This window comes from Streptomyces sp. NPDC020845 (assembly GCF_044334165.1).
Taxonomy (GTDB): Bacteria; Actinomycetota; Actinomycetes; order Streptomycetales; family Streptomycetaceae; genus Streptomyces.
Genome location: NZ_JBIRSJ010000025.1, coordinates 47,436 through 66,069, shown reverse-complemented (window position 1 = coordinate 66,069; position 18,634 = coordinate 47,436). Strand labels below are relative to the sequence as shown.

Genomic DNA, 18,634 nt, shown 5'->3' with positions numbered 1-18,634 from the left:
GTCCTTCCTTTCAAGTCCTGTGGGGAGAGGGACGGGGGACTTGTCCGCGGTGTTCCTTGCGTGCTCCTTGCGGGGGGTGTGCGGCGGTCAGCTGGAGGTAGGGAAGGTGAACCCGGCGGCGACCTGCTGCTTGGGCTGGGGCCAGCGGGTGGTGACGACCTTGGGGCGGGTGCAGAAGCGGATGCCCTCGGGGCCGTGGATGGGGGAGTCGCCGATGAGGGAGTCCTTCCAGCCGCCGAAGGAGTAGTACGACATCGGCACCGGCACCGGCACGTTGATGCCGATCATGCCGACCCTGACCTTGCGCTGGAAGCGGCGGGCGGCCTCACCGGAGCCGGTGAACAGGGCGGTGCCGTTGCCGTACGGGTTGGCGTTGATCAGCTCGATCGCGTCGTCCAGGGTGTCCACCCGGACGATCGCCAGGACCGGGCCGAACAGCTCTTCCTGATAGGCATCCATCTCGGCGGTGACGTGGTCGAGGAGGGACGGGCCGGTGAAGAATCCCTCCTCGTGCCCGTCGACCTTCAGCCCGCGGCCGTCCACGACGACGGTGGCGCCCTGTGTGGCGGCGGTGCCGACGGCGTTCTCGATGCGCTCCTGGGCGGCCTTGGTGACCAGCGGCCCCATCTCGGTGCCCGGGGCGTCGCCGGGGCCGACCTTCACCTCCCCGGCCTTGCGCTCCAACACCTCCACCAGCCCGGCGGCCGCGGAGCCGACCGCGACCGCCACGGACAGGGCCATGCAGCGCTCGCCGGCCGAGCCGTAGGCGCCCGCGGTGATGTGGTTGGCGGCGAACTCCAGGTCGGCGTCGGGGAGGACGACAGCGTGGTTCTTGGCGCCGCCGAGGGCCTGGACACGCTTGCCGTGTGCGGTGGCCTGCTCGTGGACGTACTTGGCGATCGGCGTGGAGCCGACGAAGGACACAGCGTGGATGCCGGGGTGGGTGAGGATCGCGTCGACCGCGTCCTTGCCACCGTGCACGACGTTGAACACACCGTCCGGCAGCCCCGCCCGCTGGTACAGCTCGGCCACGAAGACGGCGGCCGACGGGTCGCGCTCGCTGGGCTTGAGGATGAAGGTGTTGCCGGTCGCGATGGCGATCGGGTGCATCCACAGCGGCACCATGGCCGGGAAGTTGAAGGGCGTGATGCCCGCGACCACGCCGAGTGGCTGACGGAAGTTGTGCACGTCCACGCCGCGGGAGACCTGGTCGGAGAAGCCGCCCTTGAGTATGTCGCCGAGGCCGCAGGCGAACTCCACGACCTCCCGGCCACGCACGATCTCGCCGCGCGCGTCGTCGACGGTCTTGCCGTGCTCGGCCGAGATGATCCGGCCCAGCTCCTCCTCGTGCTCGACGAGGAGTTGCCGGAAGGCGAACATCACCTGGGTGCGCTGGGTGAGCGACGACTCCGACCAGGTCTCGAAGGCGGCGGTGGCGGCCTGGACGGCGGCGTCCACATCGGCGGCCCCGCCGAGGACGACCCGGGCCTGCTCGGCGCCGGTGGCCGGGTTGTACACCGGCTGGGTGGCGGTGGCGGAGTTCCGGGTGGCGGAGTTCTGGGTGGGGGAGCCGCCGATCCAGTGCTCGATGGTCTTCACGGTGCGGGTTTCCTTTGCGGGGGACGGGAGGGGACGGGATCACAGGTAGTGGCGCTGCGCCCGCTTATGGGCGGCGTACGTCTCGTACGCGGTGCGCGTGGTGTCCAGGGCGGAGGTCTGGCCGACCGGTACGTCCCACCAGCCGTGGCCGGGCGGGTTGGGCCCGTACAGATCGGTCTCGACGTGCACGACGGTGGTGCGGCCTGCGGCCTTCGCCTTCTCCATCGCCGTACGGAACTCGTCGACCGAGGCGGCGTGCAGGACGTCCGCGCCCAGGGACGCGGCGTTGGCGGCCAGGTCGACGGGCAGGACATCCCCGTCGAGGAGGCCGGAGCCGCCGTCGCGGAAGCGGTACTTGGTGCCGAACCGCTGTGAGCCCAGGGCTTCCGACAGCGAGCCGATGGAGGCGAAGCCGTGGTTCTGGACCAGGACGACGATGACCTTCAAACCCTCGGACACCATGGTCGCGATCTCCTGGGCCATCATCAGATACGAGCCGTCCCCGACCAGGACCACGACCTCACGCGACGGATCGGCCATCTTCGCGCCGAGGCCCGCGGCGACCTCGTAGCCCATGCAGGAGTACGCGTACTCGACGTAGTAGGCCTTGGGATCCCGGGCCCGCCACAGCTGCTGCAGATCGCCGGGCATGGAGCCGGCCGCGTTGATGACCACGTCCCGTGGCCAGCACACCGGTCACACCCGGCCGCTAGCGCGGTGCACAGCCGGTCCAGCAGCTCGAAGCGGTCGGCCATGGCGGTGGGGTCGCCCGCGACGCCGTTGGCGCCGCGCGCGGGATGGTCGGCGGCGATGATCATCGCCTTGCCGTGCTCGCCCAGCAGCGAGGTGGCTTTCACCCGCCGCTCGGCCGCCGCCGCGATGGCGCCGGGGTCGCTGACCCGGGCCTCCACGATACGGCTCACCTTGTCGGACAGCACGTCCTCACACCTCTCGCTGAAATTCGTCATCGGTCGCATCGGTCGCATCGGTCGCATCGGTCGTCTCGCGCAGCGCCGCCGCCACCTCGGCCTCGGTCGGCATCGCCTCCGAGCAGGCCAGGCGGCCGGCCACGAGCGCGCCGGCGGCGTTGGCGAAGGACACCGTGCGCCGGGTGTCCCAGCCGGACAGCAGCCCGTGGCACAGCGCGCCACCGAAGGAGTCGCCGGCGCCCAGACCGTTCACCACCTCCACCCGCACCGGCGGGACCTCGACGGCGAAGCCGTCCCTGTCCATGGCCAGCACACCCTTCGGGCCCTGCTTGACCACGGCCAGCTCCACCCCGGCGGCCAGCAGCGCCTTCGCGGCGGCGTACGGCTCGCGCTCGCCGGTCGCCACCTCGCATTCGTCGAGATTGCCGACGGCGACGGTGGTGTGGCGCAGGGCCTTCGCGTAGTACGCACGGGCCTCGGCGGGGTCACCCCCGGGCTCTTCCGGGCTGTGCTCTTCCAGAACGTGGGCCGCCAGTCGAGGTCGAACACCGTCGTGCCCGCCTTCGCTCGGTGCTCGAGCGCGGCAAGGGTGGCCGTACGGCTCGGCTCCTCGCTCAGCCCGGTGCCGGTCATCCAGAAGATCCGGGCGTCGCGCACTGCTGCCAGGTCCAGCTCCTCGGGCCGGATGTCCAGGTCGGGTGCCTTGGGCAGCCGGTAGAAGTAGAGCGGGAAGTCGTCCGGCGGGAAGATCTCGCAGAAGGTCACGGGGGTCGGCGCGATATCCGACGTGCCGACGAAGCGGGTGTTGACGCCGTATCCGTCCAGGGCCGTGCGGACGAAGTCCCCGAACGGGTCCGCGCCCGTCTTGGTGATCACGGCCGAGGTGCGCCCGTACCGGGCGGCGGCCACCGCGACATTGGTCGGGCTGCCGCCGAGGTACTTGCCGAACGAGGTGACCTCGGCCAGCCCCACGCCCGTTTGGAGCGGATACACATCCACTCCGACGCGGCCCATGGTCAGCACTTCGAACGGCATAACACGGTTTCCCTTCGCTCCGGAGACCCGGGGAAATGGTCAGGAGAGGGGTTGCTGTCGCGCTCTACTAGCGCGCTCTAGTGCGAGTACGATGACCTCTGTCCGAATGTCATGTCAATAGCTTGTTGCCGGAGGATTTCGATGCTGTCCTAGGGTGGGCTCCGTCGAGGGTGGTGGGAGATCAGGTGGGATCAGTGGTGGATACGGCGGGCAGACAGCGGCCCACGATGGCCGATGTCGCCGACAGGGCGGGGGTGTCCCGTGCGCTGGTCTCGATCGTGTTCCGCAATCAGCCGGGGGCGAGCCAGGAGACCCGCGAGCGGGTGCTACGGGTGGCCGATGAGATCGGCTACCGCCCCGACAGTGCGGCCCGGCTCTTGGCCCGTGGCCGCAGCCGCACGCTCGGCGTGATGTTCACGGTGCAGCAGACCTTCCACAGCGACCTCATCGAGGGGATCTACCCCGAGGCCGAGCGCCTTGGCTATGACGTGCTGCTCTCCGCGGCGGCCGGGGGGCGGAGCGAGGCCAAGGCGGTCGAGGCGTTGCTCGGCCACCGCTGCGAGGCGCTGATCCTGCTCGGCCCCGATGTGGTCCCCGGCTACCTCGATGAGCTCCGGCAGCGCGCCGTCACCGTGTCGGTCGGCCACCGGGTGCCGCGCGCCCGCGTGGACTTCGTGCACAGCGCCGAGGCCAAGGGGGTCCGGCAGGCCATGGACCACCTGGTCGAACTGGGCCATCGAGCGATCGTGCACATCGACGGCGGCCGGGGGCCCGGGTCGGCCGAGCGGCGGCGCTCCTACCGGGCGGCGATGCGCCGGCACGGACTGGAGCCGGAGATCCGGGTGATCCCCGGTGAGCACACCGAGCAGTCCGGTATCGAGACCGGCCAACTGCTCCTGGCGGAGCGCGACCGGGGCCTGCCCCTTCCGACGGCGGTCCTCGCGGGCAACGACCGGTGTGCCATGGGGGTGTGGATGGCCCTGGCGCGGGGTGGTGTCGAGGTCCCGCGGGACATCTCGGTCGTCGGCTACGACGACAGCCACCTCTCCCATCTCATGCCGATAGGGCTGACGACTGTCCGTCAGGACGCGGTGCTGATGGCCGAGTACGCGGTCCGGTTCGCCGTGGAGCGGCTGGAGAACCCGGAACTGGAGCCGCGGGAGGCGGTGTTGGATCCCAAGCTCGTGGTGCGGGGGACCAGCGGGCCGCCGCCGGGGGCGGCCTGAGCGCTCAGCCATCGGCCTGGGCGCTCACTCCTCGGCCTGAGCGCTCACTCCTCGGCGTGATCGTGGCCGAAGAGCAGCCGTACGAAGTCGGTGACGGGCCCGACGATATCGAGGTCCTGGTCGAGTACCCACTGCAGTTGGAGCCCGTTGAGCACGGCGTGGAAGAGGATCGCGGCGCTCTCGGGGCTCAGGTCCTCGCGCAGCCGGCCGCGGGCCGCTCCGTCCTGCAACCCCTCGGTGAACTGCGCCCGCCCGCGCTCATAGCGCTCGACGAAGTAGTCGTGGGCGGGGTGGTCCGAGCGTGAGGCCGCGGCGGCGAGCTCGATCCACAGGCGCATCAGCTCGGGTGCCTTCTGGTGGTGGCGGATGAGCTCGCCGAGGTAGGGCGCGAGCCGGTCCGCGCTGTCGACCTGGGACGCGCCGTGGTGCCACTCCTCGGAGTCGCGCTCGGCAAGCACCTCGGCAAGGAGCTCGTCCTTGTTGCGGAAGTGGTGGAGGAGGCCGGCGTGGGTGATCCCGGCCCGTTCCGCGATATCGCGCAGGGATGCCTTGGCGTAGCCGTTCTCGGCGAAACTGTCGCGCGCCGCCCGTACGATCTCCGCTCTGCGGGCCGGTGTCTTGGCGTACGGGCCGCGTGCTTTTGCCTGACTCACGGTGCGCTCACTCTCCTCGACGAAGCCGGGCGCCAAAACTTACCAGACGGTAGATATTCATGGAGCCGCATCGCGGGCGGTCGCTGGATAACGCTCTGATTACGAACGCCGATCGTACTCTTTCCGGCGCTTGCGACGCGGGCTTAACTTCCCAGCGAAAACCAACCAGCTGGTAAAGGTTGACGCCATCGCTCCCCGTGGAGCCGACAGGGAGGCAGCCGTGCCCATGGAGGAAGGAATCCACCCCATGCGCATACGACACCCGCACTCGCGGTCCCACACTCGCGCCCTGGCCGCCTTGGGCGTCGCCGCGCTGATGTTCACATCGTCGGCGTGCGACAGCGAGTCGACAGGAGCGTCCTCGTCCTCGGGGACGACGCTGGCACTCTCGATCTTCGGTACGCCCAACTCGCTCGCCCCCACCCAACTCCTGGAAGGGCAGCAGACCTACGTCTGGGACTCGATCTACGACACGCTGCTGATCCAGGACAACAAGGGCGAGCTGCGGCCCGGCGCGGCAAAGAGCTGGCGCTACTCCGGTGATGCGCGCACCCTGACCCTCACACTGCGCACCGGCATGAAGTTCAGCACGGGCACCCCCGTCGACGCGGCCGCCGTACGGACGACGCTGGAGCGGATCAGGACCACGCCGGGGCCGAGCCAGGGCGTGCTCGCCTCCGTCACCTCGGTCGAGGCACCCGACGCCACCACCGTCGTGATCAAGCTCAAACAGCCGGACGGCTCGCTGCTGACCTCGCTCACCACGGCCGCCGGCGTCATCGGCGACCCCAAGACGATGAACGCCAAGAGCGCCGCGCTGAATCCGGTCGGCTCGGGCCCCTACACCCTCGACAAGGGGGCGACGGTGAACGGGTCCGTCTATGTGCTCAAGCGGCGCGACGACTACTGGAACAAGAAGGCATACCCCTTCCGGACCGTCAAGGTCCGGGTGATCTCCGACCAGACCGCGATGGCCAACGCCCTCAAGGCGGGCGAGACCAATGCCGGCACCGTCGATGTCGCACAGGTCTCCACCTTCAAGTCGACGGGCTTTGAGACCAAGCACGTCCAGGCGACCGCGGTGGCGACGCTGGTCCTGGGCGACCGCTCGGGGGACGTCCTCAAGCCGCTCGGTGATCTGCGGGTCCGCAAGGCGATCAACATGGCCTTCGACCGCACCAAGATGGTCAAGCGGCTGCTGCGCGGCTCTGGCCGGCCGACCGAGCAGATCTTCAACCCCAAGGGACCGGGGCACGACCCCGCGCTGGACCAGACATACGCGTACGACCCGGCGGCCGCCAAGCGGCTGTTGGCCGAGGCCGGCTACCCCAACGGCTTCTCCGTGACCATGCCGAGCCTCGTCGTCAGCAAGCCGTTCGAGCCGACGTTCACCCAGGCGCTCGCCGACATCGGGATCAAGGTGATGTGGCAGCCCGTGCCCGCACAGCAGAGCGTCTCCGCCCTCGCCTCCAAGAAGTACCCGATGTTCCTGATCGTCGACGGGCTGAACACCACCCCGATCGAGGCGCGCAACTTCTACAGTCCCACCGGCTACCGCAACGTGTTCAACTCCACCGACCCCGAGCTCACCAAGCTGCTGGACCAGGCGAACCGGGAGCTGGACCCGGCAAAGGCCGCGGACAGCTACAAGGCGATCAACAAGTTCGGGGTCGAGAACGCGTGGTACGGCCCGGTGTTCTACATCGGCAGCGACTGGGCGACCAGGAAGGGCATCACCTACCTCGGAGACGGCTCCTCGACGATGGCCACCATCCGGCAGTTCGGCGCCGCCGACCAGGCCCGCGGTTGAACCGCGTCATGACCCTCTACGTGTTGCGCCGCCTCACCGCGGGCCTGGTGCTCGCGGTCCTGGTGACCATGATCACGTTCCTGTTGCTGAGCACGTCGTTCGACGACATCGCGAGCAGCATCGTAGGAAACGGGGCGACACCCGCCCGCGTCCAGGCCCAGAAGGCCCAGCTGGGACTCGACCGCCCGCTGTTCACCCAGTACCTGGACTGGCTGTCCCACGCCATCCGCGGCGACCTCGGCCTCTCCTACTTCACCAGCGAGCCCGTACGGTCGGCCCTCGCGGCCCGCCTCGGGGTCACGCTGTCGATCGTGCTCGCCGCCCTGCTCGTCACCACGGTGATCAGCGTGGTGCTCGGCGTGCTCGCCGCCACCCGCGGCGGCGCCGTCGACCGGATCGCACAGGGCGTGTCGATGGTCGGCTATCTGGTGCCGAATCTGCTGATCGCGATCGCCCTCGTCTACGTACTGGCCGTCAAGCTGCACTGGTTCCCGGCCACCGGCTACACCCCGCTGGCGGAGAACCCGGCAGGCTGGGCCTCCACCATCGCCATCCCCGTCGTCGCTCTGATGATGAGCGGCGTCGCGGGCCTCACCTCCCAGATCCGCGGCGCCATGATCGGCGAACTGCGCAAGGACTACATCCGCACCCTGCGCACCCGGGGGATACCGACCCGGTCGATCGTGCTGCGCCACGCCCTGCGCGGCGCGGCCGGGCCGGCGCTCACCGTGCTGTCGCTGGAGTTCATCCAGATGCTCGGCGGCGCCCTCATCATCGAGCAGGTCTTCGCGCTGCCGGGCTTCGGCCAGTACGCCTTCAACGCGTCCCTGCAGGGCGACATCCCCATCATCATGGGCATCAGCCTCTTCGGTGTGCTGCTCGTGGTGTGCGTCAACCTCGTCGTCGACCTGGTGAACGGCTGGCTCAACCCGAAGGCGAGGGTCCTCCAGTGACCGCCGAACACCGCACCGCCGAACACCGCACCGCCGAACACCACACCGCCGAACACCACACTGCCGAACACCGCACCGCAGCCCCCGGCCGCAGATCGCCGCTGCGCCGGCTCCTGACGGACCCGCAGGCCGTCATCAGCGCCGGCCTCCTCCTCGCCGTGGTCCTCTTCGGCCAACTCTCCCCGCTGTTCACCGACCACGGCGCCAACCAAGCCTCCCTCGACGCGGTCAACGCCCCTGCCGGAACCGACGGCTACCCGCTGGGCGGTGACAAGAGCGGGCGTGACATCTTCGCCCGGCTGCTGGCCTCCATCAACACCAGCGTGGTCGCCGCCCTCATCGGCACCAGCATCGCCCTGGCCATCGGCGTCACCTTCGGGCTCGTCGGCGGCTACTACGGCCGCCGCGTCCGGGGCGTCACCGAATGGGTCTTCAGCCTCGTCATGACCTTCCCCGGGCTGCTGCTGCTCATCGTGCTGCTGCCGGTGACGGGCGGCGACTACCGCGCCACGATGCTGATCTTCGGGGTGCTGCTCTCGCCCGGGATCTACCGCCTCGTACGCAACCTCGTCCTCGGCGTGAAGAACGAGCTCTACGTGGACGCCGCCCGCGTCTCGGGCCTGTCCGACCGGCGCATTCTGTGGCGCCATGTGTTCTCCGTGGTCCGGGGCCCCGTCGTCATCGCCACCGCCTTCCTCGCCGGATCCTCCATTTCCGTCCAGTCGGGCCTCGCCTTCCTCGGCGTCGGATCGAGCACGGTCCCCAGCTTCGGCGCGATGATCTCCGAGCGCTTCAGCAACCTGTACGAGGAACCACTGCAGTTCCTCTGGCCGAGTCTGGCGCTCGGCATCATCACCGCGTCTCTGGTGCTGCTCGGCAACTCGCTCAGGGACGCGCTGGACGGCGGTCGGCCGGTGCCGTCTCGGATCGCCCCACCCGAGCGCCGGCCGACCGCGCAGCCGGCGCACACCGGGCCGGGCTCGACACCGACCGGGGCCCCTACGGGGACGGCTCCGGGCCTGCTCACCGTCGAGGACCTGGCCATCGCCTACCCGACACCGACGGGCGAGCTGAAGGAGGTCGTCAGCGGCGTCACCCTGACCCTGGAAGCGGGGCAGACCCTCGGTCTCGTCGGCGAGTCGGGGTCTGGGAAGACCCAGACCGCGTTCGCCGTCCTCGGTGTGCTGCCCGCCGAGGCGGTCGTCACCCGCGGTTCGATCCGGCTCGACGGACGCGAACTCCTCGGCCTGGACGAGCGCGCACTGCGCGCCGTACGCGGGACCTCCATCGCGTACGTGCCGCAGGAGCCCATGTCCAATCTCGACCCCAACTTCACGGTGGGAGCACAGCTCGTCGAGGGGCTGCGCGCGTCGTCGCCGATGACCCGGCGCGAAGCGCGGACACGCGTCCTCGCTCTGCTGGACCGGGTCGGCATCCCGGATCCGCGGGGCACCTTCTCCTCCTATCCGCACCAGATCTCCGGCGGCATGGCCCAGCGCGTGCTCATCGCCGGCGCGATCGCGAGCCGCCCGCTGCTGCTCATCGCCGACGAGCCGACGACGGCGCTCGACGTCACCGTGCAGGCGGAAATCCTCGACCTGCTGCGCGACCTGCAGACGGAAACGAACATGGCCGTGCTGCTGGTGACCCACAACTTCGGTGTGGTCGCCGACAGCTGCGACCGCGTCGCGGTCATGCGGACGGGCCGGATCGTCGAGACCGGTGACGCGCTCGACATCTTCAGCGCGCCGCGACAGGACTACACCCGGATGCTGCTGGATTCCATCCTCGACGAGCACACCCTGCGCGCCGATGGGCCCGGCGTGGACACGCGTAAGACGGACACGTTCGAGACGGAGGCGCGATGACGACGGCCCGGGCCCTGCTCGACGTGAGCGATCTGCGCGTGGCATACCCGGGGCGCGGAGTCCGCGCCCGCCCGCGGGAGGTGCTGCACGGGGTGTCCCTGGCGGTGGACGAGGGCGAGACGCTGGGCATCGTCGGCGAGTCCGGATCCGGCAAGACGACCATCGGCCGGGCGGTGCTCGGCCTGGTGAAGCCCAGTGGCGGACACATCGGCTTTCTCGGCCAGGACATCACCCACCGCACGGCGAAGGAGCGCCGCGCCCTCGCCCGCCACATCCAGGTCGTCTTCCAGGACCCCTACTCCTCGCTCAACCCGTCCCTCACGATCGGCGACACCCTCGCCGAGCCCCTGGTGGCGCAGGGCGCGCGCCCACGCAACGCCCGGACGCGCGTGCGCGAACTGCTGGACCACGTGGGGCTGCCGGCCGACGCCACCGAACGGCTGCCGCGCGAGTTCAGCGGCGGCCAGCGCCAGCGCGTCGCGATCGCCCGGGCCCTGGCCCCCGGGCCCAAACTGATCGTCTGCGACGAGCCGGTCTCCGCGCTCGACCTGTCGACGCAGGCACGCGTACTCGACCTCTTCGTGGACATCCAGCGGCGCACCGGCGTCGCGTATCTCTTCGTCTCGCACGACCTCGCGGTCATCCGGCGGGTGAGCCACCGGGTGAGCGTGGTCTACCGCGGCGACGTCATCGAGACCGGCCCGGCCGGCCGTGTCACCTCCACCCCCGAACACCCATACACCCGGCGCCTGTTGCTCGCCGCCCCGGTCGCGAACCCCGTCGAGCAGCGGGAGCGGCGCGAGGAGCGGCAACGGCGGAAGGCGGCGGAGCGCCCGGTCTCCAGCTCTACGGAAGAAGGAAAGTGACCATGACGACTCGACTCGTGCCCGGTTTTCTCTGGGGTGCGTCGACCGCCCCCCACCAGGTGGAGGGGAACAACCTCAACAGCGACTGGTGGGCCAGCGAGCAGCTGCTGCCCGGCATGGAACTCAGCGGCGACGCGATCGACAGCTATCACCGCTACGCGGAGGACATGCGGCTGCTGGCCGACGCGGGTCTGACCTCGTACCGCTTCGGTATCGAGTGGGCGCGTATCGAGCCCATTCCCGGCAAGTTCTCCCGCGCCGAACTGGCCCACTACCGCCGGATGATCGACACGGCCCGTCAGCTCGGCCTCGAACCGGTGGTCACGCTGCACCACTTCACCAACCCCAAGTGGTTCGTGGACGAAGGGGGCTGGGCGGGGGAGCGGGCCGTCGAGCGCTTCCAGGCGTATATCCGGGCGGCCACCAGCATCCTCGACGACGTCAAGTGGGTCTGCACCATGAACGAGCCCAACATGCTCGCCATCATGGTGACGATGAGCCGCCTCGTGCAGGCATCCGACGCGCCCGCGTCGACCAAGGAGTGGATGAGCCCGACGGTCGAGGGCGCCGCGCGACCGGTCCTGCCGAACCCCGACCCGCAGATCGGCCGGCGACTCGCCGAGGCGCACCATGCGGCCCGCGACATCCTGAAGAAGCACACCGATGCCGCCGTCGGCTGGACGGTGGCCTGCCAGGCCCTGACCCCGACCCCCGGCAACGAGGAAATACTCCGCGAGCTGCGGTACGTCCGCGAGGACCTGTACCTCGAAGCCGCCCGTGAGGACGACTTCATCGGGGTGCAGTCGTACTCCAGCCAGCCCGTCGACGAGAACGGCATCGTCCCGCATCCGCAGGGCCCGGACACCACGCTCACCGGCAACGCGTACCGGCCCGACGCGATCGGCATCGCGGTGCGGCACGTATGGGAGGCCACGGGCGGCATCCCGATCCTGGTCACCGAGAACGGGATCGCCACCGCCGACGACGAGCGGCGGATCGCCTACACCAAGGAGGCGATCGGACATCTCCTCGCGGCCGTCGACGACGGCATCGACATCCGCGGCTACCTCCACTGGAGCGCCCTGGACAACTTCGAGTGGGGCCACTGGGAGCCCACGTTCGGCCTCATCGCCGTCGACCGCGAGACGTATCAGCGCCACCCCAAGCCGAGCCTGGCATGGCTGGGCGAGGTCGCGCGCCGCGGGCGCCTGTGACGATCCGCCGCCACCCGTTTCCCCACCGGAGAGGAACCCCATGCTGAAGCCCCGTCCGACCGCCACCCGCGAACTGGTGAGTCTCGACGGAGTCTGGAAGTTCGCCGTCGAGGGGACCGTGGGCGACACCCCGTGGAACGGCCCGCTCGACACCTCGCTGGAGGCCGCGGTCCCGGCCAGCTACAACGACCTGTTCACCGACAGCGCCATCCGCGACCACGTCGGCTGGGTCTGGTACCAGCGCCAGGTGCGGGTGCCGCGCGGCTGGGAGGGCGACCGCGCCATCCTGCGGGTGGACGCCGCCACACACCGGGGGCGGGTCTACGTCGACGGCGCGCTGGTCGCCGAACACATCGGCGGCTACACCCCGTTCGAGGCCGACATCACCGACCACGTACGCCCCGGCCAGGAGTTCCGGCTCACCATCGGCGTCAACAACGAGCTGACCAACACCACCATCCCGCCCGGCAGGATCACCGTGAGTCAGGACGGCCGCCGGACCCAGACCTATCTGCACGACTTCTACAACTACGCCGGCCTCGCCCGCTCCGTATGGCTGTACAGCGTGCCCGCCGCGCACATCGCCGACATCACCGTGGTGACCGGCCTCGACGGCACCACCGGCACGGTCGATTACGAGGTCACCACCAGCACGACCGCCCCCGTACGCGTCCGTGTCCTGGACCCGTCGGGAGACGAGGTCGCGGTGTCCGACGGGGCGAGCGGAGCCCTGCGCATCGAGAACGTGACACCGTGGCGGCCGGGTGCGGCCCATCTGTACGACCTCGTCGCCGAGGTCATGGACGCCGGCGACGTGGTGGACACCTACGCCCAGCCCTTCGGCGTGCGCACGGTCGAGGTCCGCGGAGCGCGGTTCCTCATCAACGGCGAGCCGTTCTACTTCACCGGCTTCGGCAAGCACGAGGACACCCCGGTGCGCGGCAAGGGCCACGACGACGCCTATCTCGTTCATGACTTCCAGCTGATGGAGTGGGTCGGCGCCAACTCCTTCCGCACCTCGCACTACCCGTACGCCGAGGAGGTGCTGGACTTCGCCGACCGGCACGGCATCGTCGTCATCGACGAGACGGCGGCCGTCGGCCTCAACCTGGCCGTCGAAGGCGGACTGACCGGCGCACCGGTGCGCCCCACCTTCTCGCCCGACACCATCAACGACGACACCCGCGCCGCCCACGCCCAGGCCATCAGGGAGCTCATCGCCCGCGACAAGAACCATCCCAGCGTCGTGATGTGGTGCATCGCGAACGAGCCGTCCTCCAACGAGGAGGGCGCGCGCGAATACTTCGAACCGCTCCTCGAACTCACCCGCGAGCTCGACCCCACCCGTCCCGTCTGCTACGCGGCCGTGATGTTCGCGACCTCCGACAACGACCGCATCGCCGACCTGTTCGACGTCCTGTGCATCAACCGCTACTACGGCTGGTACATCGCGACGGGCGACCTGACCACCGCCGAGAGATACCTGGAAGGCGATCTGCGCGGCTGGGCCGCCAGGTTCGGCAAGCCGATCATCATGAGCGAGTACGGCGCCGACACCCTCCAGGGCCTGCACTCCGTATGGGACCAGCCGTGGACGGAGGAGTACCAGACCGCCTACCTGGCCGCGTACCACCGGACCTTCGACCGGATCGAGGAGGTCGTCGGCGAACACATCTGGAACTTCGCCGACTTCCAGACCGCGAACGGCATCCACCGGGTCGACGGCAACAGGAAGGGTGTCTTCACCCGCGACCGACGGCCCAAGGCGGCGGCCCGCGCGCTACGGGCGCGGTGGCGCGGGCTCGGCGGCGCCAAGCCGTCGAGCGAAGCATGACCCCGGTGTCCGGTCCGGACCGCCCGCCGAGCACAGTCCCCACCTGCCCGAGGAGAGGAATACCGGTTCCATGAGTGTGCAGTTGCGCGACGCCGTAGCGGTGGTCACCGGAGGAGGCAGCGGGATCGGCCGCGCCACCGCGCATTCGCTCGCCCGGCGCGGCGCCCGGGTCGTGGTCACCGACCGCGACGGCGACCGGGCCGACACCGTCGCCGGCGAACTCGGCGAGCGGGGCATCGCCGCGGTCTGCGACGTGACCCGCCTGGAAGACCTTCAGGCGGTCCGCGACCTGGCGCTGGAGCGGTTCGGCCGCGTGGACATCGTCATGAACAACGTGGGGATCCTCGCCGTCGGTCCCGTCCAGGACATCCCCCTCGACGCCTGGCAGCGTGTCATCGACGTCAACCTGCTGGGCATCGTGCGCAGCAACCTGGTCTTCCTGCCCGTACTCGTCGAGCAGGGGGCCGGCCATGTGGTGAACACCGCCTCCACGGCGGGACTGCTGCCCTACGGATATGAGCAGATGCCGTACACCGCGACCAAACACGCGGTGGTCGGGCTGTCCGAAGCGCTCGCCCTGTATCTGCGGCCACGGGGCATCGGGGTCTCCTGTCTGTGCCCCGGGATCGTGGCCACGAACATCGTGGAGCAGGTCACCTTCTACGGCGAGGCCTCGCCGCCGCGCGGACCGAACTCCCCGGTGCTCGACGCCGGCACGGTCGGCGAACTCGTCGCCGACGGCATCGCCGACGACCGCTTCCTCATTCTCACGGTGCCGGAAGTCGCCGACGAACTGCGCGAACGCGGGGCCGACATGGACGCCTATCTGTCGCGTCTGATCGCCGACGTCATGTGATCGAGCCGGGCCGCCGAAAATGCCGAAACGTCGCAGCACCTGAATCGCCGCAGAACCCGAAACATCGCACAACCTTGAAAGGAACTGAGCCGTGCCCGAGGAGAACAGAAGCGCGCTGAGCCGTCGACACATGCTCGGCATCGTGACGGCGGCGGCAGCCGGAGCCTCCCTCCCGCTCGCCACCGCACCCAGCGCCCGGGCGGCGAGCGCGACGACAACCGGCGGACACGGCTCCGCGCCCGTGGATCTGCAGATCAACTCCCGGATCCAGCCCCTGGGGACACAGACCGCGCCGACGTTCGGCTGGGTGCCCCCGGTGGACCGGCAGACCGCGTACGAGATCCAGGTCGGGACCGCACCCGGCCGGGCGGACGTCTGGCACAGCGGCAAGGTCGCAAGCCCACACAGCGTCGACGTGGCCTACGGCGGTGGCGCGCTGCGGTCGGAGCAGCCGTACTTCTGGCGGGTGCGGACCTGGGACGAGAAGGGCGCCCCCGGCCGCTGGAGCGAGCCCGCGAGGTGGGAAACCGGCCTGCTGAAGGGCGAGAAGGACTGGTCGGGCGCGCTGTGGATCGGCGGACGCCAGCCGCAGGACCACGACTGGAAGGACCTGACCGCCACCGTCGTCTTCCGCGGCGGCACGGACCCGACGAGCGGGCTGTCCCTGCTGCTGCGCGCCGAACCCATCGGCAAGACCTGGGGCGAAGGGCTCGACTGGACCATCCGCCAGAGTGGCGACGATATGCAGCTGACCATGAAGACCAGCCACTACGCCGGCAACACCTGGGTGGACGACGGCACATCCGAGCCCAACTGGGGCGTCGACTTCTACGACCCGCAGAGCGAGACCAACCCCACCACCGCCGGCACCCGCGGCGTCCCGGTCGGCACGGTCACCCTCCCCGCCTCGACCGGGCTGACGAAGGACACCTGGGCCTCCCGCGACCACACCGTGAAGGTCACGGCCCGCGGGCTCACCGTGACCACGGAGGTGGGCGGCGTCGAGGTGGACCGCCGCACGCTCACGAAGGACCAGATCCGTCGCCATGGCAGCTTCGGCTTCGGCGGAGCCACCTCCGCCACCGTCCGCAGCGTCACGGTGACGGGCACCGGCGCCCCCGACTTCTCCGCCGACCTCACCACCGGCGCCAACCCGTTCGAGAGCGGCATCGGCACCCTCGACGGCCTGACCTTCCCGCCCAAGAACCCCTACATCCCGGCCAAGAACGCCATGCTGCCCATCGCCAACCCGGCACCGGTGCTGCGCCGCGCGTTCACCCTGCCCCGCGGCCGGCGCATCGCCATGGCACGCCTCCACCTGAGCGCCGCGGGCAATGTCACCTTCACCGTCAACGGCGACCCGATCACCGTGGACGGCAAGCAGCCGGCCGGGGACCGGACCAACGTCCCCCGGCTGCTCACCGACCAGAGCACCTACGACCGTACGGTGCTCTACGACACCTTCGACGTCACCGCGCTGCTCCGGGCCGGCCGGGACAACGTCCTCGCCGCCGAACTCGGCCGCGGCTGGTACGGAGTGACCACGCCGCAGGAGTGGTACTGGCAGCTCGCCCCCTACGCCGGCCCGCCGCGCCTGCGGGCGAAGCTCGTCGTGTCGTACACGGACGGCTCGGCCACCACGCTCGTCACCGACCGGGACTGGCTCACCGCGGACGGGCCCACGACGTTCGACTCCGTTTACTCGGGTGAGAAGTACGACGCCCGGCGCGCGGACCAGCTCGGTGACTGGCGCTCCGTCGGCTACCGCGCCGGCGGTCAGTGGCGTCCGGCCACCGCGCTGATCCCGCCAGGCAGCTGCTCCGGCCCCGCACCGAAGCACCACGGAGCACTGCCTGCCACCACTGTCCCCGAGGGCTTCGAACCGGCCGTCCTACGGGCCCACGAGGCGGAACCGGTCCTGGTCAACCAGACGCTGCGCCCGGTCTCGCTCACCGAGACCGCGCCCGGCTCGGGCGTCTGGGTCCTGGACTACGGCCAGATCCTGACGGGCTTCGTCCGGCTGTCCCTCACCGATGTACACCCCGACAAGGAGGGCGTCACCCTGCGGATCCGCGGGGGCAACCGCATCTCGGGCGGCGACGGCAGCACCGGCTCCCCGCTGTCGGTCGAGGAGGAGAACTTCCAGCACGACGCCAACCTCCAGACGCATTACTACACCGTCGGCAGGCGGCCGGCGCAGATCTGGGAACAGCGGTTCAGCCACTTCGGCTTCCGCTACCTGGAAGTGCGGAACCTGGAAACCGTCCTCGGCCGGACACCCGACCTCAAGCGGGACGCGGACGTACTGACCGTCGGCGTCGCCCGCTCCGGCTTCGCCCGCACCGGCACGTTCACCACGGACAACGCCCTGCTCAACCGCCTCCAGCGCAATCTGGAGTGGGCCGAGCAGAACAACCTGGTCCAAAAGCCCACCGACACCCCCTCACGGGAGAAGAACGGCTGGACCGGCGACGCCATGGCCAGCTCCGAATCGCAGTCCCTCACCTGGGACGTGAACGCCGTCCTCACCAACTATCTGCGCCACTTCCCCGACACCCAGATCTCCACCGGCCAGCTGCCCATGTTCGTGCCCGTCGCCAAGGGCGGCTACGGCTACGACCACACCCCCGGCTGGAGCGCCGCGTGGAAGGCGGTGCCGGCCTGGGACTCGGCGTACTTCGTCATCCCGAGGGAGCTGTACGCGTACTACGGCAACAGCAGCCTGTTCGCCGAGCTCTACGACCACCAGGACACCCTTCTCAAGTACTACGAGACGCTGTTCACCGCCGAGAACCACTACATATTCGAAGCCTCCCTCGGCGCCTACTCCGGCGCCGAGCCCCCCGGCAGCAACGCCGTCATCAGCCTCGCCTTCTACATCCACTTCTGCGACTACATGGACGAGGTGGGCACCCGGCTCGGCCGCACCGAGCGCGCCGCACACTACGCGAAGCTGGCGCGCACCCTGCGCAGAGCGTTCATCGCCAACTACTGGGACACCTCCTCGGGACACTTCACCCAAGGCAGCATCTCCAGCGAGAACGCCCTGGCCATCGCCTTCGACCTGGTGCCCGGCTCCGACCTGGACCCCGATGACCCGCGCTATCTGGCCGGTACGAAGACGCTCGCCGAGAACAAGAAGGCCCTCGCGAAACTGCTCGCCGACCGCATCGTGGCAGCGGACCACCACATCCAGAACGACATGTACGGATCGCGCTACGAGTTCAACATCCTCAGCGAGTACGGCTACACGGACATCGCGCTGGGGGCCGTCACCCAGACCGGTACGCCCGGCTACGTCCACCAGATCGCCAAGGGCGCCACCTCGCTGTGGGAACAGTGGACCGACCGGCTCTCGGTCAACCACCACTACCGCTCCAACGTGGCCACCTGGTTCTACCAGAGCCTGGCCGGTATCAAGCCGACCGCCACCGCCTACGCGTCGCTGCGCATCCGCCCGTACATACCGTCAGTCGCGGTCAACAGCCGCGTCCCCAAGGACACGCAGGACACCGATCTGGCGCCCGCGACGCTCGATCACGTCAGCGCCTCCATCGACACCGTACGCGGAACGGCGTCCTCGCGGTGGCGGCGCCTGCCGGACGGCAGGATCGACCTCGCGGTCACCATCCCGTACAACACCGACGCCGAGATCTGGGTCCCCACCCGGAACAAGCCCGTCACCGCGCCCCGGGGTGTCGCCTTCGTCCGCGACGACACCTCGGGGGGAGCCCCCTACAAGGTCTACCGGGCCCGGGCCGGCTCGTATCGCTTCAACGCCGGATGACCGT

The 18,634-nt window shown here is 69.7% G+C and carries 11 protein-coding genes and 3 pseudogenes; 9 read left to right on the top strand and 5 right to left on the bottom strand.

From position 1 onward, the window contains the following. Positions 1-87: 87 nt before the first annotated feature. The 4 genes and pseudogenes from ACH4U7_RS46985 to iolC form a co-directional block, all read right to left on the bottom strand. Positions 88-1,599 carry a CoA-acylating methylmalonate-semialdehyde dehydrogenase gene (locus tag ACH4U7_RS46985; RefSeq protein ID WP_398533906.1) on the bottom strand — a complete coding sequence of 504 codons (1,512 nt, stop codon included), beginning with the start codon at positions 1,597-1,599 and terminating at the stop codon, positions 88-90. Between the two features lie 39 nt (positions 1,600-1,638). Then, positions 1,639-2,280, bottom strand: a pseudogene (locus tag ACH4U7_RS46980) (thiamine pyrophosphate-dependent enzyme); the annotation flags it as partial. Continuing rightward, positions 2,279-2,537, bottom strand: a pseudogene (locus tag ACH4U7_RS46975) (aldolase); the annotation flags it as partial. The pseudogenes ACH4U7_RS46975 and ACH4U7_RS46980, both read right to left, overlap by 2 nt. Before the next feature lie 4 nt (positions 2,538-2,541). Beyond that, positions 2,542-3,563 (bottom strand): annotated as a pseudogene (gene iolC, locus ACH4U7_RS46970) (5-dehydro-2-deoxygluconokinase). 227 nt (positions 3,564-3,790) lie between these two features. Here iolC and ACH4U7_RS46965 point away from each other — a divergent pair. After that, a complete protein-coding gene (locus ACH4U7_RS46965) occupies positions 3,791-4,789 on the top strand; it encodes a LacI family DNA-binding transcriptional regulator (protein ID WP_398533957.1) in 999 nt (332 codons plus the stop codon). A 44-nt stretch (positions 4,790-4,833) separates the two neighbouring features. Here the strand turns inward: ACH4U7_RS46965 and ACH4U7_RS46960 are convergent, their stop codons facing one another. Beyond that, positions 4,834-5,442 (bottom strand): TetR/AcrR family transcriptional regulator, encoded by a 609-nt coding sequence (locus tag ACH4U7_RS46960; RefSeq protein ID WP_398533905.1) that lies wholly within the window; start codon positions 5,440-5,442, stop codon positions 4,834-4,836. A gap of 247 nt (positions 5,443-5,689) precedes the next feature. On the opposite strand from ACH4U7_RS46960, the gene ACH4U7_RS46955 reads away from it, so the two are divergent. The 8 genes from ACH4U7_RS46955 (at position 5,690) to ACH4U7_RS46920 (ending at position 18,630) form a co-directional block, all read left to right on the top strand. After that, positions 5,690-7,252 (top strand): ABC transporter substrate-binding protein, encoded by a 1,563-nt coding sequence (locus ACH4U7_RS46955; protein ID WP_398533904.1) that lies wholly within the window; start codon positions 5,690-5,692, stop codon positions 7,250-7,252. Between the two features lie 8 nt (positions 7,253-7,260). Further along, on the top strand, positions 7,261-8,205 hold the full coding sequence (locus ACH4U7_RS46950) for an ABC transporter permease (RefSeq protein ID WP_398533903.1): 945 nt from the start codon (positions 7,261-7,263) through the stop codon (positions 8,203-8,205). Further along, complete coding sequence (locus tag ACH4U7_RS46945; protein ID WP_398533902.1) at positions 8,202-10,073, top strand: ATP-binding cassette domain-containing protein; 1,872 nt, start codon at positions 8,202-8,204, stop codon at positions 10,071-10,073. Before ACH4U7_RS46950 ends, ACH4U7_RS46945 begins: the two co-directional genes overlap by 4 nt. Further along, positions 10,070-10,939: an ATP-binding cassette domain-containing protein gene (locus ACH4U7_RS46940; RefSeq protein WP_398533901.1), complete on the top strand. Its 870-nt coding sequence runs from the start codon at positions 10,070-10,072 to the stop codon at positions 10,937-10,939. The genes ACH4U7_RS46945 and ACH4U7_RS46940 overlap by 4 nt, the downstream gene beginning before the upstream one ends. 2 nt (positions 10,940-10,941) lie before the next feature. Beyond that, positions 10,942-12,153 carry a family 1 glycosylhydrolase gene (locus ACH4U7_RS46935; protein ID WP_398533900.1) on the top strand — a complete coding sequence of 404 codons (1,212 nt, stop codon included), beginning with the start codon at positions 10,942-10,944 and terminating at the stop codon, positions 12,151-12,153. A 40-nt stretch (positions 12,154-12,193) separates the two neighbouring features. Beyond that, the gene (gene uidA, locus ACH4U7_RS46930; RefSeq protein WP_398533899.1) at positions 12,194-13,987 is read left to right on the top strand and encodes a beta-glucuronidase; all 1,794 of its coding nucleotides are present in this window, start codon (positions 12,194-12,196) and stop codon (positions 13,985-13,987) included. A 70-nt stretch (positions 13,988-14,057) separates the two neighbouring features. Next, the gene (locus ACH4U7_RS46925; RefSeq protein ID WP_398533898.1) at positions 14,058-14,843 is read left to right on the top strand and encodes an SDR family oxidoreductase; all 786 of its coding nucleotides are present in this window, start codon (positions 14,058-14,060) and stop codon (positions 14,841-14,843) included. A 91-nt stretch (positions 14,844-14,934) separates the two neighbouring features. After that, positions 14,935-18,630 carry a family 78 glycoside hydrolase catalytic domain gene (locus ACH4U7_RS46920; protein WP_398533897.1) on the top strand — a complete coding sequence of 1,232 codons (3,696 nt, stop codon included), beginning with the start codon at positions 14,935-14,937 and terminating at the stop codon, positions 18,628-18,630. The last annotated feature ends 4 nt before the right edge of the window (positions 18,631-18,634 follow it).

What these genes read in the sequence shown, in the direction of transcription:
- ACH4U7_RS46965 (WP_398533957.1), top strand. Translation starts at nt 3,791, where the DNA reads ATGGCCGATGTCGCCGACAGGGCGGGGGTGTCCCGTGCGCTGGTCTCG.
- ACH4U7_RS46940 (WP_398533901.1), top strand. Translation starts at nt 10,070, where the DNA reads ATGACGACGGCCCGGGCCCTGCTCGACGTGAGCGATCTGCGCGTGGCA.
- ACH4U7_RS46925 (WP_398533898.1), top strand. Translation starts at nt 14,058, where the DNA reads ATGAGTGTGCAGTTGCGCGACGCCGTAGCGGTGGTCACCGGAGGAGGC.
- ACH4U7_RS46935 (WP_398533900.1), top strand. Translation starts at nt 10,942, where the DNA reads ATGACGACTCGACTCGTGCCCGGTTTTCTCTGGGGTGCGTCGACCGCC.
- ACH4U7_RS46955 (WP_398533904.1), top strand. Translation starts at nt 5,690, where the DNA reads ATGCGCATACGACACCCGCACTCGCGGTCCCACACTCGCGCCCTGGCC.
- uidA (WP_398533899.1), top strand. Translation starts at nt 12,194, where the DNA reads ATGCTGAAGCCCCGTCCGACCGCCACCCGCGAACTGGTGAGTCTCGAC.
- ACH4U7_RS46950 (WP_398533903.1), top strand. Translation starts at nt 7,261, where the DNA reads ATGACCCTCTACGTGTTGCGCCGCCTCACCGCGGGCCTGGTGCTCGCG.